Origin of the sequence: Streptomyces sp. NBC_01433 (genome assembly GCF_026340105.1) — a bacterium.
Taxonomy (GTDB): domain Bacteria; phylum Actinomycetota; class Actinomycetes; order Streptomycetales; family Streptomycetaceae; genus Streptomyces.
On record NZ_JAPEPM010000002.1, the window covers coordinates 23,138 to 36,464 of the forward strand.

The following is a 13,327-nucleotide window of genomic DNA, read 5'->3' on the forward strand; positions in this document are numbered from 1 at the left end:
GGTGCCCCTGACGGGACACGCCGGTCCAGCTAATGACGGGGCGCGGGGAACGGCCGTTGCGAAGCGGGAGTAGCGCCGGCCCGGTCGATGGCGCGCAACTCGTCGAGGCTGTCGGCGAGGGTGCGGCCTTCCAATGCGCCGAGGACGGCCGCCTCGGTCTCGTCGGTGAGCCTGACGAAGTACTCAGCGGAGTGGTTGGTGACCAGGCATTCCCGGGGCCCCTCCGGCCGGGGGGCCCAGAGCGGCTTGTCTCCGATGGATGAGCGGTAGATCTCTCCCAGCGTGATCCGGTCCGCGGACCTGCCGAGGCGGACACCCCCGCTGCGGCCCTTGATGGACGTGACGAGAGCGTCATGCACCAGCGGGACCATCAGTTTGCGCACCAGGCTCGGGTTCGTGTTCAAACTCCTGGCGAGCTGGGTCGAGCTGAGGACGGGGCTGCCCTCTTCCTCGGCGTGGCCCAGCAGGAGCATGACCTTCAGCGCGCTGGAGAACCTCACGTCCAGCATGCTCGTACCCCATTCTTCCGCCGTCCGGGTGGCTCCCGACGTCTTCATATTAGCAACTCCTACAGTTGCACTTCCGTCGAAGGATATGTACTTTTCACGCATGCAGATTGCGAGTGCCCGAGGTGCCCGTCGGCGGAGCACCAGCGACCGGGCGCCCGTCCGCCGCACAAGCCCGGACACCGACGGGCACTCCACCGAGAACCGGAGAAAGTCATGAGCACCGAGAACGAGCTCAGAGAGATCGTTTCCCGATACACCCGGGCTGCGGACCGGCGCGACGGCGACGCGCTGGCAAAGCTCTACGAGGCCGACGCAGTCGTCGAGGTCCACTACCACCGCGGGCCCGATGGGACGGAGTTGCTGGGAACCCTCTCCGGAGGGGCGCAGATCGCAGCGTCCATGTCCACGGCCATGGCGCCACACCCGCCCCTGGGCTGGAGCCACCACACCACCTACGACCATCTGGTCTCCGTCGATGGCGACAAGGCGAGCATCGATACCCAGTTCATCACCTTCGATGTCGTCGGAACCAGGAAGCCCGAGGGCGGCTGGCCCGCCGGCACCTTCGGCGCCCAGGGCACCATCAAGCCCATCGAGTCCGGGTACTACCGCTTCGCCTTCCGCCGAACCGACGGCGCCTGGCGCATCCGTCACCAGGACGTCGTACACGACATCCCCTACGTCTTCTGATCACCCTGCGGCCCGCCCCGACGCCCACACAGCGGGCTGCGCAGGTGAGTTGCCGAACCGCGACCGTTCGGCGTTCACCGGCCGGCCGCCATCCCGCAGCCAGGCGACCGGGACCCTGCCCGTCACCCACCGCCGGCCTGTCGAAGTCCTCGAATTGTCGCTCTGGCGGGACGATGCCGAGTGGACCAATTGGTACCGCGCCGAGGAGCTGACCGTGAGGACGCCTGTAGTGCCATCAGCGGTGCCTCCCGAGGTGGTCGAGGCCACACTGCTCCCGGCGGTCAACGATCTGACCGAACAGCGGCAGCACGGTTGACATTGCGTGTGGGATCGTCCGCCGCTCGGCGCTGACCTGAGTGTTGACCTCGGCAAGCAGCGCGTGGTCCCGGCTACCGGTGCCGCGTACTCCTGGTTCCCCCGCGATTGTGTGGACGCCCTGGCGTGCTCGGGACGGAGGGTAGCCCCATGATCGCGTTGACGCAGCAGAGGACCGCCTTTCCGCCGCCGGAGCGCGCGTATCTCGGGCACACCCTCGCGTGCGCCACCTGCCGTACGGGGGCGAACTGCGCGACGTTCATACGCCTCGGCCGCGCGTGGAAGAAGTCACGGCGGTGAGCACGCCAATCGGGTACGGGTACTGCTGGGCGGAGTGCCCCGGCATCTTCGCCCGCTGCACCCAGCGCGCATACAGGTCGCGCTGACACACCCGGCGATCTTGGTGAAGGCGGGCATGCCGAGGTCGACCGCGGCAGACGTGCGTAGGGCAGCGGCGTCCATCTGAACGAGCTTGTCCCGGGCGCCGGCCAGGCTGGCTTCGAGGCCTTCGACTTCCCCGAGCCAGTCCACGCGCTTGGCTTCGCCGATGCGGCCGACGAGATTGTCGCGGATCTCGACGAGCCGGGGACGCTCGGCGGGGATGGATCGTTGAGCCGCTTCGGCGGGACGAGAGTGGCCCATATGGGGGTTTGTGGTGTGATCAGGAGAAAATCCGGTAAGCCTCTGTCCCGGGCAGCCCGGTTGGGGCGATACCGCTGAGCTCCGCCGTGCTCCACCACCACAAGCTTCCGTATCCGCTTGCGGTGAGAGGTCTCCGCACTACAAGAGGAGTGGAACCGCGTGCCTGCCATTGACCGAGTACTCGTGATCGGCGCCACCGGCCGCACCGGCCGGCATGTCGTCGCGGAACTGACAGCCCATGGCCTCACACCCGTCGCCCTGGTGCGTGACGCGACCCGTGCCCGGGGGCTGCTGCCCGACGCTGAGATCGTGGTCGGCGACCTCACTGCGCCGGACACTCTCACGGCGGCCGTCAGTGACATCGATGCGGTGGTCTTCGTCCACGGTTCCGACGCCGACTCCCGCCCTGATTCTGTTGAGCGCGTCGACTACGGCGGGGTCGTCAATATTCTGGACGCGCTCGCAGGCCGCCGTCCCCGGATCGTCCTCATGACGGCGATCTTCGTCACCCGGCGTGGCCACCGCTTCAACGAAGGAGGCCACGCCGTGGATTGGAAGCGCAGGTCGGAGCGCGTCGTCCGGCTCAGCGGCGCTCCGTACACGATCGTGCGCCCGGGATGGCTCGACAAGGGACAGGGCGGCGACCACCTGCGTATCGAACAGGGCGACCGAGGCGAGGACAACATCAGCCGCACCGCTCTCGGTGCGCTGTTGGTGGCGGCGCTGGTCGACGACGGAGCGATCGGCAAGACCTTCGAGGTCTACTCCGGCCCCGGCATCGCGACCGACGACTTCACCACCCTGTTCGACGAAGCCCAGCCGGACGTTCCAGGAGCTCTCGACGGGGTCGATGACGCCAGCAATATGCCCCTCGACGCCGAGCCCGACAGAGTCAAGAACGACCTCACCCGGCTACAACGGCCCAGGCGATGAACCGAGCCGTTGTTGGGTCATGACGGAGACCGTGCTGTATCCCGGGACTCCCTCGGCCCTTCCACGGTGGGCTGCTGTTGAGCAGGGTGCAACTGCTCACGGGGATGGGTACCGTTCCCGCACCTGGTGCGGGGACTTGCCCTGCGCCGGCGCCCGGGAATGCACACGGCGCACCGTGCGCGAGCCGCGACGCGTGAGGACCGAGTCCGTGCAGCACCGCCGCAAGTTCGTGCGCCGACGACGTCCCCGTTCCGGACCACGGCAAACCCGGCCCTGCTGACCGCGCACGCGACTCACCAGGTGGCCTGCCGGGTGGGTCAAGGGGAACACGCCATCGCCGAGCTCAAGCGACGACGTCTTTCCTCCCCGCACCCCTGGCCGTATCAGGACCGGCCACTTCGCCCGGCTCGGCCGCTCCCTTGTCGCATGGTCCGCGATATGACCGGCACGGCCGTCAGCTGCCGGGGCGGTGCAGGAGCCCGGTGATAGTGGTGTTCAGGGCGCTTCGGAGTGTCTGGGTGAAATCGATACACGAGTCCGCCAGCCGGGGATCGCGGGTTGCCTCGGTGACGGCTGGGGAAGGATTGGCGATGGGCCACAGCCCCATGGTGAAGATGATGGATGTCGTGGCCAGCCGCATGGCGTTTTCGCTGTCCAGTTCCGGGATCCGCGCATTGATCATCCGGGCGAGCCTGGTGCGGTGCTGCACTTCCTTCAGCTTGAAGGCCCGGATCGCATCGACGGAGACATTGCGTTCCAGGACCGCGGACAGAATGCTCCACAACTCGCACAGAAACGGGCGCTGCGCCAGGGAGCGTGCCCATGTGGTGGCGACCTGGTCGGTGGCGGAGGGCGGGGTGCCGCGTACCGGGGGGGCCGACAGTTCCTGATCGAGCGCGTCGAGCCACTCCTGGGTGAAGCGATCGAGGAGTTCGAGGAAGACCGCCTCGCGGGTCTCGAAGTAGCGAATCACGTTGGATTTGGAGAGTCCGACCCGGCGGCCGAGTTCACGCAGGCTGATCTCGGCGGCGGGCATCTCGGCGAGCAGTGCCGTGGCGGCGTCCAGGATCGCCTGCCGCCTGTGTTCGCGCTGCTCCGGGCGTCTGGCGCGCTGGAAGGCTGTGTCCACACTGTCGCTCATGGCGCTTCGTCTCCTGTTCCGGCTGCCCCTCCCAAGCGTATCGGACCACTGGCCTCTTGGTAACGGACCACCGGTCCGTTATGGTTGACGGTAAGAGCCCACCGGGCTCTTACCGTCAGGCTCTTAATGGAAGGGGCCCCTGATGACCTCGTACGAGAAGCTCTTCATCGGCGGACGCTGGACCGCGCCTGCGGGGCGCGATGTCTTCGAGATCCGCTCCCCGCATGATCAGCGGCTGGTGGGCGCAGCCCCGCAGGCCTCCCCCGCGGACGTCGACCGTGCGGTGGCGGCGGCGCGGGAAGCCTTCGACCACGGGCCGTGGCCCCTCATGGACCCGGCCGAGCGCCGGGCCATGATCGAGCGTTTCGACGAACTGCACGTCGCGCGGGGAGCTGAGCTGGCCGCCCTGGTCACGTCGGAGAACGGATCCCCGCTGTGGTTCACGCGCTGGCTCCATACCGTCGGGATCTCCCAGCAGACGGCCGCCTATCTGCGGGCGGCCGAGTCCCTCGCCTGGGAGGAGCAGCTGCGTTCCCCGGCTCCGGGCCGTACTACGGTGCGTCGCGAGCCGGTGGGCGTGGTCGCCGCGGTCATCCCCTGGAACGCCCCCCACCAGTCGGCTCTCGCGAAGATCGTGCCGGCTCTCCTGGCGGGCTGCACCGTCATCCTCAAGGCCTCGCCCGAGACCGCGCTGGACGCACTTGTCCTGGGCGAGATTTTCACCGAGGCGGGCCTGCCGGAGGGTGTTCTGAGCATCCTGCCCGCCGGCCGGGAGACCAGTGAGTACCTGGTCTCCCACGCAGATATCGACAAGGTCGCCTTCACCGGCTCGACTGCTGTCGGCCGCCGCATCGCGTCCGTCGCCGGTGAGCAGCTCAAGCGCGTCAGCCTGGAGCTGGGCGGCAAGTCCGCCGCGATCATCCTGCAGGACGCGGACCTCGCCGCAGCGGTCGAGGGCCTCAAGTCGACCGCCCTGGCCAACAACGCGGAGGCCTGCATCGCCCACACCCGCATCCTGGCCCCACGCAGCCGCTACGAGGAGGTCGTTGCGGGGCTGAAAGCCATGATGGAGGGGCTCACCGTCGGAGACCCGGCGGACCTGGCGACCTACATCGGTCCCATGGTGCGGGCCGACCAGCAGCAGCGGGTACGGTCCTACATCGAACTCGGCATCAAGGAGGGGGCCCGCCTCGTGACGGGCGGCCCCGATGTTCCCGAGGGCCTGGAGGGCGGCTACTACGTGCGGCCCACGCTGTTCGCCGATGTGGACAACAGCATGCGCATCGCACGCGAGGAGATCTTCGGACCCGTACTGGCCGTCATCCCCTACGACGACGAGGACGATGCGGTGTGTATCGCCAACGACTCCGATTTCGGGCTCAGCGGCGGCGTGTGGACCTCCGACACCGAACACGGCATGGCCATCGCCCGCCGCATCCGTACAGGCGCCTTCTCCGTCAACGGAGCCTCCGGCTTCGACGGCCCCTTCGGCGGCTACAAGGCCAGCGGGATCGGCCGCGAATTCGGTGCCGCAGGCCTCGCCCAGTACCTCGAGTACAAGACGATCAGCACCTGAGACACACGCCGGGGCCGCGGCGTCCGGGAGCCGTGCGGCGCCGGCCACATCATCCACAGCGGCCTGCGCCATCCGGGACACATTCGTGCTGGGCCCGCCCGCTCCCGAAGGAGAGCCGCGGGCGGGCCCACCCGGCCGAGCGCTGGACCGCACGAGGGAAGACCCGTAGGCGTAAGGAGACGGAGAAGACGGCCCCACCCAGGGACACCGAAACCTCCCACCATCCCAGGACCACCACACTGATCACCGGAGCCGCCCGCAGACTCGGCCTGGAGACCGTCCGCCGCCAGGCCGGGGCCGGGCACACCGTCTGCCTCGGGGCACGCGACCTGGAACGCGGACAGCGGCCGCCCTGCCGATCGGCGCCCGCGCCATACAGCTCGACGTCACCGACGAGCACTCAGTACACGCGGCCGCGGAACTGGTCCGTGAGGAAGCAGGATCACTCGATGTCCTGGTCAACAACGCGGGCATCTCAGGCGCCTGGAATCCGCCTGCCGAGATCACCGCCGCTGACATGGAGACCGTCTACACCACCACCGTCTTCGGCCTGGTCCGCGTCATCCACGCCTTCTTGCCACTCCTGGAGGCCGGCAGCAGCCCTGTCATCGTGAATGTCAGCAGCAGCGGCGGCTCCATCGCCTGCTGCAGTGACCCCACCAGCCTGGAATCAACCTTCCCGATGGTCGCCTACCGCTCCTCCAAGACCGCCGTCAACATGATCACCGTCCAGTACGCCGACGCCTACCCGAACACGCGCATCAACGCCATCAGCCCCGGGTACACCTCCACCGGGTTCAACGACGACCGGGGGCCCCAGAGCGTCGAGGAGGGCGCCGAGATCATTGTCCGGATGGCCACAATCGGCTCCTCCGCCCAGCACGTTGAGAGCGTGGACGTGGCCCTCGAAGAACGCCTCCTGGCCCGCCGAGGCGAAGATGCGGTGGACGGCCGTGCCCGAGTACGACAACCGGAATGCGAACAAGTAGCAGGTCACCAGCTCGCCGGCCAGCTTCACCGTGACGTCCCCGAAGTCGACCTCGGCCTCGGCTCCGGGCGTGTGCGTCTGCGGGACGAAGGCGTCCACAACTCCCTTGCCAGCCTGCAGACGATCCTCCTCGCGGCGGACAGCGACGTATCCGCGGACCATTCGGTAGGAGCTTTCGACGGCGCCGTGCTCGTCATCAGCCGGACGTAGATCCGCTTGACCGTTTGCCGCTGCTTCCGCGGCGCGTTCAGATCCGCCATGAGGATGGCGTCGATCACCGGCCTATAGGGGTCCAGCCGCGTCTCCCGCGGACGCATCTTCTTCCGCGGCTCGGGCAATGCCGACACCAGAGCCCGCTGCACGGTCTCATAGCCGACGCCGTACTTACGCGTGGGCGCCCGCAGCGACATGCCAGTCCTGGCATCACGGCGGATCGCCGCGTACAGATCGACCTTGGACTTCGGCAGCACCCGGCCCCCCTCGTCGTGCAGAGCACAACCAGGGTCCCGAATCAAGCTACGGAGCGTTCTCGAAACTCAGCAACATCACTCTTCAGTGGAAGAGAGCGTTCCCGTGGCTGAGCTACAGGCGTTCTCGTAACTCGCCGACAAAGCCAGGCGGTTAAGCACTTCAGTTGGCGTGATCTGCCAGGCCTGCGTCTCAGTGTGACTGGTCGCGATAGATGACACCTGGTCGCGCGACTGACACCCAAAGCGCGACCGAACCCCCGCCACTAGACTCCAGCACCATGACGGCCGCCACTCCCGTATCGCCCATCCCGGTCGCGCCCGCCGGCCTGACCGACTGGGCCAGAAGGTTCGTCGAGGTGGACGGCGTTCGTGTTCCTCGACAGGGCCTCGGGCAGCACCGAGAGAGGTGCATCGAGCACGGGGTCCCGGCCGTGGAGATCGACCGTGCCTCGGCCTTCCAGGACCGTTGGGGCGGTCTTGCGCTGCCGCCTGCCCCGTTCTACGAGGGCGGTCCGCGCGTCCTGGGCGCCGACTGTCCCGCGGGCTCGGCCGCTGAGAGCTGGTCGTTTCCGGCGGGAAGCTGTCGGGTGTCCATGGCCTACGGATTCATGATCGGCTCCGACGGTGCATTCGGGATCGATGCCTACCGCTGGATACCGCTGCATGCCAGCACAGACGGATGAGTGGAGTCCTTGGCGCTCGCCGCCCATGCCGGTCGCTGGGCCAAGACCGTGACAAGGATCAAGGGGAAGGCCGTAGAGTCATTGGACCTCGTCGGCTTCGAGCCGGTGCCTGAAGTACAGGGCGTGACGGACACGTGGTGGCGGGGCAAGGACTCGCTCATCGCCCTCTACCGAGGCGAGGCCGTCGGCATGGACGCTCCGCGATGCCTTGAAGCCCACGTGTACGGCGGCCTCGACGAGTGGGGGCTCCACGGCGGCTGATCGCCGACGCCACCGAATCTCAGCACCTACTTGGCCGGGCGGCCCACGCCATGGCGCTCAGTCGCATCGAGCTGAGCAAGGTCCCCGGCTGGGAGGAACAGCTCAACGCCGGTGACAGGTCGGCCGACCAACCCGAGCAGGTGCCAACAACGATGACCAAACGGTGCCAACTATCGAGACCGGAGGGGAGCATCGCGCCTGCTCCGCTGGTGTCATCTATCGCGATCAGTCACAACCGCCCGGGCTTCGGTGGCCGGGCCGGTCAGGGGTGGGCGGGCGCGGTATCGAAGAGTGGGGCGAGCGGATCACCCTCGTACCCGAGGACGAGACAGGCCGCGGCCACCGGTCCCCGGGCGAGCTCCACGAGCCGGGCCAGGACCGTGTCCTCGGACGGCAGTCCGGCCGGGTCGAGCCCGAGCGCTCGGGCCGCACGGTCGCGTCGCTGGTCGAGGTCGGGCAGGTCCTGCCGGTAGTCGTCGGCGACCGCCCGGAGTTCTTCGGCCGTCCGCCCGGGAGCCTCCCGCCACCACGGCGCCACGAGGCACAGTCGCACCAGCTCCGGCAGGCCGAGTGCGATCGGTCCAGCCTCGCCGTCGAGGCTCACGTACACCACCGGGCGTTCCTCGCCGCCCTCGCCAACGAAACAGTACGCGTCCCCGGAACCAGCGCGTGCGAACTGCTCCAGCCTGGCCCCGGAGGCGAGCCGGATCCCGTCCTCCAGCTCGTGATCGGCCGGGTTCGTCGCATCGAGGTCCGCGACCCCGGCGAAGAACGCGACGACCTCCTCGTCGGTACCCAGAAGGGGCGACACCGCCCCCAGTACGTCAGGTCCGGGCGACACGTTCGATTGGTTCACCCGGCCACCGTATCCCCGGCCACTGACAGCGCCGCGGCAGACTGTCAGGGCTGTCGGCGGATCAGCTCAGCCGGGCGAGATCGCTTCTGCGCCGGCCAACGGTTCCGCCACCGGTCCAACTTCGATGGCAAACGATCCAGGTTCGGTGGCACGGGGCAGCTTCCACCGCGGCGACTCGGAGTGGTAGCTCTCCAGAGAATCGGACGGCCAAAAGCTGTCCGACGGATCCACGGTCGTTCGCACCTGGGAGACCCTGAGCACACCCCTGAGGTCCGCCCACCCGCAGCAGCTCGTCGACGACGTCCTGCGCCTCATGGCGGCCGACCTGACAGCTGAACGGGAGAACGCCGCTGACTGACCTGCCGGCACCCGCGGCAACCGGCGCCCCCGAAACGGTGCGCGGTTCGGAGGTCTACCTGTGCTGATGGCAGTACCAGTGCTCCTCTGAGGTACTGCCCGGAACAGCGCGATGCCGATCTCCTCCAGTGGCAGCTCGGTCCCGCCCTTCGGTAGAGCTACCGCCGGGTAAGGCCCACGGCGAGGAACAGCGCCATACCGCTCGGTGCGACTGTCAGCAGCGCAAACGAGGGGTGTTGGTACGTCACGTATGCGAGGCCGCCGAAGGTGAGCGCGGCCACTGCGACAAGGAGTACGAGGACGGTGGGTTGGGTGCGGTCCTGCGGTCGGTTCGCGGTCATGGACTCATCTGTTCCAGGCGCCGGGCCAGAGCGTCGATTGCTTCGCTGCGAGGAGTTCGCGATGTGCGGCAGTGAGGATTCCTCCCGTGCCCAGCGCCGGGTCGGTGATTTCCATGGCCGGGTCGCAGACGTCGATCATCTCGATCAGCGTCTCGATGACGACACGCGGCGTGTAGTAGGAGTCTGCGGCGGGCCGGGTCTCGACTGTGACGGTGGTGCCGGAGGAATCTGACAGATGTACGGAGTCGCCGTCGGCCGTCACCACCGTGGTGCCGAGAACGACACGTTGGCCGGTGGCCGTGTGTGACTGAGCGCTTCACGTGGCGAGTCTCGCGACGTGAAGCGCTCAGTCCGTGGTGCGAGCGAGACCTCCTCGCCGGTTGAGTGTGCTCATCGGCAGGCTCACAGGACTCGGTCGTAGACCATGGCCATTTCGCCCAGGTCGCCGGTCTGCTGGTGGGTGAGCTTCCACTTCGAGCTGAGCAGGCCGTCGTCGAACAGCCGCTGCCCGCCGCCGGCGATCTCGGGGAAGATCATGAGGTATAGCCGGTCCAGCAGGTCTGCGGAGAGGAGCGGCTTGATGACGCTCGGGCTGCTATTGGCGAGGATGTCGCCCTCGCCGGTGGCCTTGAGTTCGGCGACGACGTCGGCGGCCGGGGCGTTCACCACGCGGGTGCGTTCCCACGGCACTTCGGTCAGAGTGGTCGAGAAGACCACCTTGTCCGTGTCGACCAGCCACTTCGCGTATCCGCGGTCACGCGGGTCGGCGTTCTCGTCCGCGGCGACCGTCGGCCAGTAGCTCAGGAATCCCTCGGCGTTGATCCGGCCGAGCAGCGCCGTCGTCGCTCCCTCCCAGATGCGGGTGAGTTGGTCCCGCGCGACCTCGGAGGTCACGTACGGCGCGAACATGCTGAAATCGCCGGGTCCGCCAGGACCGTGGTACCGCCCGTCGAGGGTGAGGCTCAGGTTCGCGGTCACCCTGCGTCCGGTCAAGTCGTTCATTTCGCACTCCTTGTGTCGGTGCTGTCGGTGCCGTGGGGATCTGCGGCGAGGGCTGCCGCGAGCTTGTCGAGGCTCTGGCCGAAGCCGATCTCGATACCTGCGATGAAGTCGGCGGAGTCGACTGCGGTGTCGGTGATCCGCCAGTGGACGTCGAGGTCCGTTTCTGTGCCGGTGCCGGTGGGCCTCAGGTCAAGGGCGACGTGGGCGGTGAAAGCGAGGTTGCCGTCGGGAAGCCGCGGGGAGAGCCGGTAGGCAAGGCGCTCACCGGGGCGTACGTCGTCGACGACTCCCTCCTCGCGCCCGGCGACCGGATCGGAGCCTTCGGCGTCCTCGGCATCGCGGTACTCGTGGACGATCCGCCCGCCTTCTCGTACCTCGAAGACGAGTTCGGAGACGCGGAGGTCGTCGGGTGTCCACCAGCGGGCGAGCAGGGGGGCCTCGGTCAGGTGGCGCCACACCAGCTCAGGGCATCCCGTCAGCGACCGGTGGAACCTGAACGAGCGCCCGTCGGCCCACCCGGCTCCTCCGCGGCGAGCCGCTCCGCGTGGAGGTTGGCCCCGTAGCGATCGTAGGTCTCGCGCGGGCCACCGGCCTGATCCGCGGTGTCGGCGAGACGGCCGAGCGCAGCAGCCAAGTCCCGCAGGGGGCCTGGCCGGAGCGCGTAGATACGGCGCTGCCCGGCGCGCTGGGCGGTGACGACCCCGGCGCGCTCAAGGGTTTGCAGGTGCTTGGTCGTCTGCGGCTGGCGCGCATCGGCGAGCTGGGCGAGGACACCGACCGGGCGGGGCCGCTCGGCCAAGAGTTCCACGAGCTGCCACCGGGCCGGGTCGGCCAGTGCGGCGAGGAGTGCGTCCATGACACGAGTATTCATGATGAAGAATATTCACGTCAAGGAATATGTACCGTCGGCCCATGCGGGATCGGCCGGACCGTGGCCCGCCGGACAGGATGCGCTTCCAGCAGCAGCTGAAGCCACTGCTCGACGCCTACGCCACCCAGCTCACCCAAACCATCGACGCAGCCCGCTCCAGTCGCCAACTCACACGCTCACACGCTCACTCGCCAACTGAAGCGCTCAGTCGCATCCGGGCTTGCTCGCTGTTCGGGTACGGCCTCAACAGGTCGAACTCCAGGTGCAGTACATCGTTGATCTCCACCTCTCGCAGGGAGCCGGCGCGGCGGCCGCCGTCCTGGAAGTACCCCTCCCGGAGTGCGTCGGCGGCGAGCTCGCGCGGCCGGTCTTCGCCTGCGCCCTGCTGCTGGGCGTCGAAGAGGCGGGCGGCGTGCTGGGGCGGGAGGGCTACGGTCAGCTGCCGGAGGCGGTCCTCGTCCGTCGTGTCCATCGGCGCTCCGGCGTAGCCGAGGCGGGCATGGACGTCGATGCCGATGCCGCCGGTCGTCACGGCCTTCTCTCCGGCCTTGGCCCGGATCTGCGGCTGGCACCGCTTCTTGACCTCGGTCTCCAGCCGGGCGGCGAGGTCGGCCTGGGGGTTCTTGATCTGGTCCTTCACGTACCGCTCGACGGTGCGCTCGGAGATCCGCAGCATCTGGGCGACGGACTTGGTGCTCTTGAGCTGCTTGACCAGGTACCGCATCTGCGCGCCGGCCGTCTTCGGTGCCCGGGCGGGTGAACGCCTTCTGCACCGCCCTGTCGAGGCCGTCCCGAACGTACTCATCGCCTGTCTACTCCCCGCTGCCCTTGTCCGTGACGGTGCCGTCCTTGATGTAGCGGACGAGGTTGAGCTCGGGGGCGTTGTACCGCTCCCGTACGCGCTCGCCCCACCGTGTGGTCTGCGTGCCTCGTGCTTCACCAGGCCGGGGTTGACCCCGAGCTTGAAGCCGAGCGCCATCAACGCAGTCTCCGAGGCCGTGGAACACCTGACGCCGGACACACCTCGCCGTCAACGCGTACACCGAGTTGGCTGACATCGCCGCCGTCCCGCACCACAACGTCGTCAAGGTCGTCGTCGCGACCCAGGGGCGACGCCCCGATGTTCTCGCGCCGGCCCATCCCCTACCCGAAGGGTGACCGACCGAAGTACCTCCACCGGCTCGGCCTCTGCGGCTTCACCGGCGCAGCCCTCAACGCTCCCGGAAACTCCAGCAGGCCCCCTGGAACGCGCCGAGGGAGTGGAGATTCCGCGCTTCGTCGAACACGGCCACACCGTACGGATGGTCTCGGTCGCGGACGACGGCGTAGCGGTCGACGCTCCAGAGGATCTCGTGCGAGCCGAAATTCTTCGTGCCCGATGGCAGAACAACGATCACCACGCCTGTACACACGAAGACACTGCTCACTCCACCCGTCCCGGCTTGAAGGAAGCGCTCCGATCGAGACATCGCCGGACGGGGGCGCGATGATCCTTCATCACAACGTCGCAGGCCGGACCGTTGAGCGCCGAGTAAACGACATGGATCCAGCCACCCGCGAGATGGGGCTATTGATTATGATCGCCCGCCGGTGCAGAGTTATTTGAGCAAGCCAGAGTGACTGCTGTGTCGATGGATCGACACAGTCCGTATACAGGCCGGCGCCGAGGTGGCCCACACCCGGCGACGAGAG

At 68.0% G+C, this 13,327-nt stretch carries 12 protein-coding genes and 4 pseudogenes; 6 read left to right on the forward strand and 10 right to left on the reverse strand.

The annotated features are described in order from the left end of the window. Positions 1-29: 29 nt before the first annotated feature. The gene (locus tag OG413_RS27780) at positions 30-557 is read right to left on the reverse strand and encodes an Rrf2 family transcriptional regulator (protein ID WP_266810514.1); all 528 of its coding nucleotides are present in this window, start codon (positions 555-557) and stop codon (positions 30-32) included. A gap of 165 nt (positions 558-722) precedes the next feature. On the opposite strand from OG413_RS27780, the gene OG413_RS27785 reads away from it, so the two are divergent. Continuing rightward, the gene (locus tag OG413_RS27785; RefSeq protein ID WP_266810515.1) at positions 723-1,199 is read left to right on the forward strand and encodes a nuclear transport factor 2 family protein; all 477 of its coding nucleotides are present in this window, start codon (positions 723-725) and stop codon (positions 1,197-1,199) included. Positions 1,200-1,248: 49 nt separating this feature from the next. After that, positions 1,249-1,515: a hypothetical protein gene (locus OG413_RS27790; protein ID WP_266810516.1), complete on the forward strand. Its 267-nt coding sequence runs from the start codon at positions 1,249-1,251 to the stop codon at positions 1,513-1,515. A gap of 287 nt (positions 1,516-1,802) precedes the next feature. Here OG413_RS27790 and OG413_RS27795 read toward each other — a convergent pair whose 3' ends face one another. Continuing rightward, positions 1,803-2,156, reverse strand: a complete 354-nt coding sequence (locus OG413_RS27795; protein ID WP_266810517.1) for a hypothetical protein — start codon at positions 2,154-2,156, stop codon at positions 1,803-1,805. Between the two features lie 159 nt (positions 2,157-2,315). Here OG413_RS27795 and OG413_RS27800 point away from each other — a divergent pair, with 159 nt between their 5' ends. Then, positions 2,316-3,089: an SDR family oxidoreductase gene (locus tag OG413_RS27800; protein WP_266810518.1), complete on the forward strand. Its 774-nt coding sequence runs from the start codon at positions 2,316-2,318 to the stop codon at positions 3,087-3,089. Between the two features lie 454 nt (positions 3,090-3,543). Here OG413_RS27800 and OG413_RS27805 read toward each other — a convergent pair whose 3' ends face one another. Continuing rightward, positions 3,544-4,230: a TetR/AcrR family transcriptional regulator gene (locus OG413_RS27805; protein WP_266810519.1), complete on the reverse strand. Its 687-nt coding sequence runs from the start codon at positions 4,228-4,230 to the stop codon at positions 3,544-3,546. Between the two features lie 142 nt (positions 4,231-4,372). Here OG413_RS27805 and OG413_RS27810 point away from each other — a divergent pair, with 142 nt between their 5' ends. The 3 genes and pseudogenes from OG413_RS27810 (at position 4,373) to OG413_RS27820 (ending at position 8,208) form a co-directional block, all read left to right on the forward strand. Next, on the forward strand, positions 4,373-5,806 hold the full coding sequence (locus OG413_RS27810; RefSeq protein ID WP_266810520.1) for an aldehyde dehydrogenase: 1,434 nt from the start codon (positions 4,373-4,375) through the stop codon (positions 5,804-5,806). 239 nt (positions 5,807-6,045) lie between these two features. After that, positions 6,046-6,674: pseudogene (locus OG413_RS27815) on the forward strand (SDR family NAD(P)-dependent oxidoreductase); the annotation flags it as partial. Positions 6,675-7,542: 868 nt separating this feature from the next. After that, positions 7,543-8,208, forward strand: a pseudogene (locus tag OG413_RS27820) (hypothetical protein). Positions 8,209-8,470: 262 nt separating this feature from the next. Here the strand turns inward: OG413_RS27820 and OG413_RS27825 are convergent. From OG413_RS27825 to OG413_RS27855, 7 genes and pseudogenes are all read right to left on the reverse strand, one after another. Further along, positions 8,471-9,064 (reverse strand): hypothetical protein, encoded by a 594-nt coding sequence (locus tag OG413_RS27825; protein WP_266810521.1) that lies wholly within the window; start codon positions 9,062-9,064, stop codon positions 8,471-8,473. 515 nt (positions 9,065-9,579) lie between these two features. Continuing rightward, positions 9,580-9,762, reverse strand: a complete 183-nt coding sequence (locus OG413_RS27830; RefSeq protein WP_266810522.1) for a hypothetical protein — start codon at positions 9,760-9,762, stop codon at positions 9,580-9,582. Positions 9,763-9,766: 4 nt separating this feature from the next. Then, entirely contained in the window at positions 9,767-10,027 is a 261-nt protein-coding gene (locus OG413_RS27835) for an N-6 DNA methylase (RefSeq protein ID WP_266810523.1), read from the reverse strand. Between the two features lie 137 nt (positions 10,028-10,164). Continuing rightward, complete coding sequence (locus tag OG413_RS27840; protein ID WP_266810524.1) at positions 10,165-10,764, reverse strand: dihydrofolate reductase family protein; 600 nt, start codon at positions 10,762-10,764, stop codon at positions 10,165-10,167. Beyond that, positions 10,761-11,620, reverse strand: a pseudogene (locus tag OG413_RS27845) (metalloregulator ArsR/SmtB family transcription factor). Before OG413_RS27845 ends, OG413_RS27840 begins: the two are co-directional and overlap by 4 nt. A gap of 262 nt (positions 11,621-11,882) precedes the next feature. Beyond that, positions 11,883-12,408 (reverse strand): annotated as a pseudogene (locus OG413_RS27850) (XRE family transcriptional regulator); the annotation flags it as partial. Between the two features lie 438 nt (positions 12,409-12,846). Further along, a complete protein-coding gene (locus tag OG413_RS27855) occupies positions 12,847-13,032 on the reverse strand; it encodes a hypothetical protein (protein WP_266810525.1) in 186 nt (61 codons plus the stop codon). Positions 13,033-13,327: the final 295 nt, after the last annotated feature.

What these genes read in the sequence shown, in the direction of transcription:
- OG413_RS27780 (WP_266810514.1), bottom strand. Translation starts at nt 557, where the DNA reads ATGAAGACGTCGGGAGCCACCCGGACGGCGGAAGAATGGGGTACGAGC.
- OG413_RS27785 (WP_266810515.1), top strand. Translation starts at nt 723, where the DNA reads ATGAGCACCGAGAACGAGCTCAGAGAGATCGTTTCCCGATACACCCGG.
- OG413_RS27795 (WP_266810517.1), bottom strand. Translation starts at nt 2,156, where the DNA reads ATGGGCCACTCTCGTCCCGCCGAAGCGGCTCAACGATCCATCCCCGCC.
- OG413_RS27805 (WP_266810519.1), bottom strand. Translation starts at nt 4,230, where the DNA reads ATGAGCGACAGTGTGGACACAGCCTTCCAGCGCGCCAGACGCCCGGAG.
- OG413_RS27810 (WP_266810520.1), top strand. Translation starts at nt 4,373, where the DNA reads ATGACCTCGTACGAGAAGCTCTTCATCGGCGGACGCTGGACCGCGCCT.
- OG413_RS27830 (WP_266810522.1), bottom strand. Translation starts at nt 9,762, where the DNA reads ATGACCGCGAACCGACCGCAGGACCGCACCCAACCCACCGTCCTCGTA.
- OG413_RS27840 (WP_266810524.1), bottom strand. Translation starts at nt 10,764, where the DNA reads ATGAACGACTTGACCGGACGCAGGGTGACCGCGAACCTGAGCCTCACC.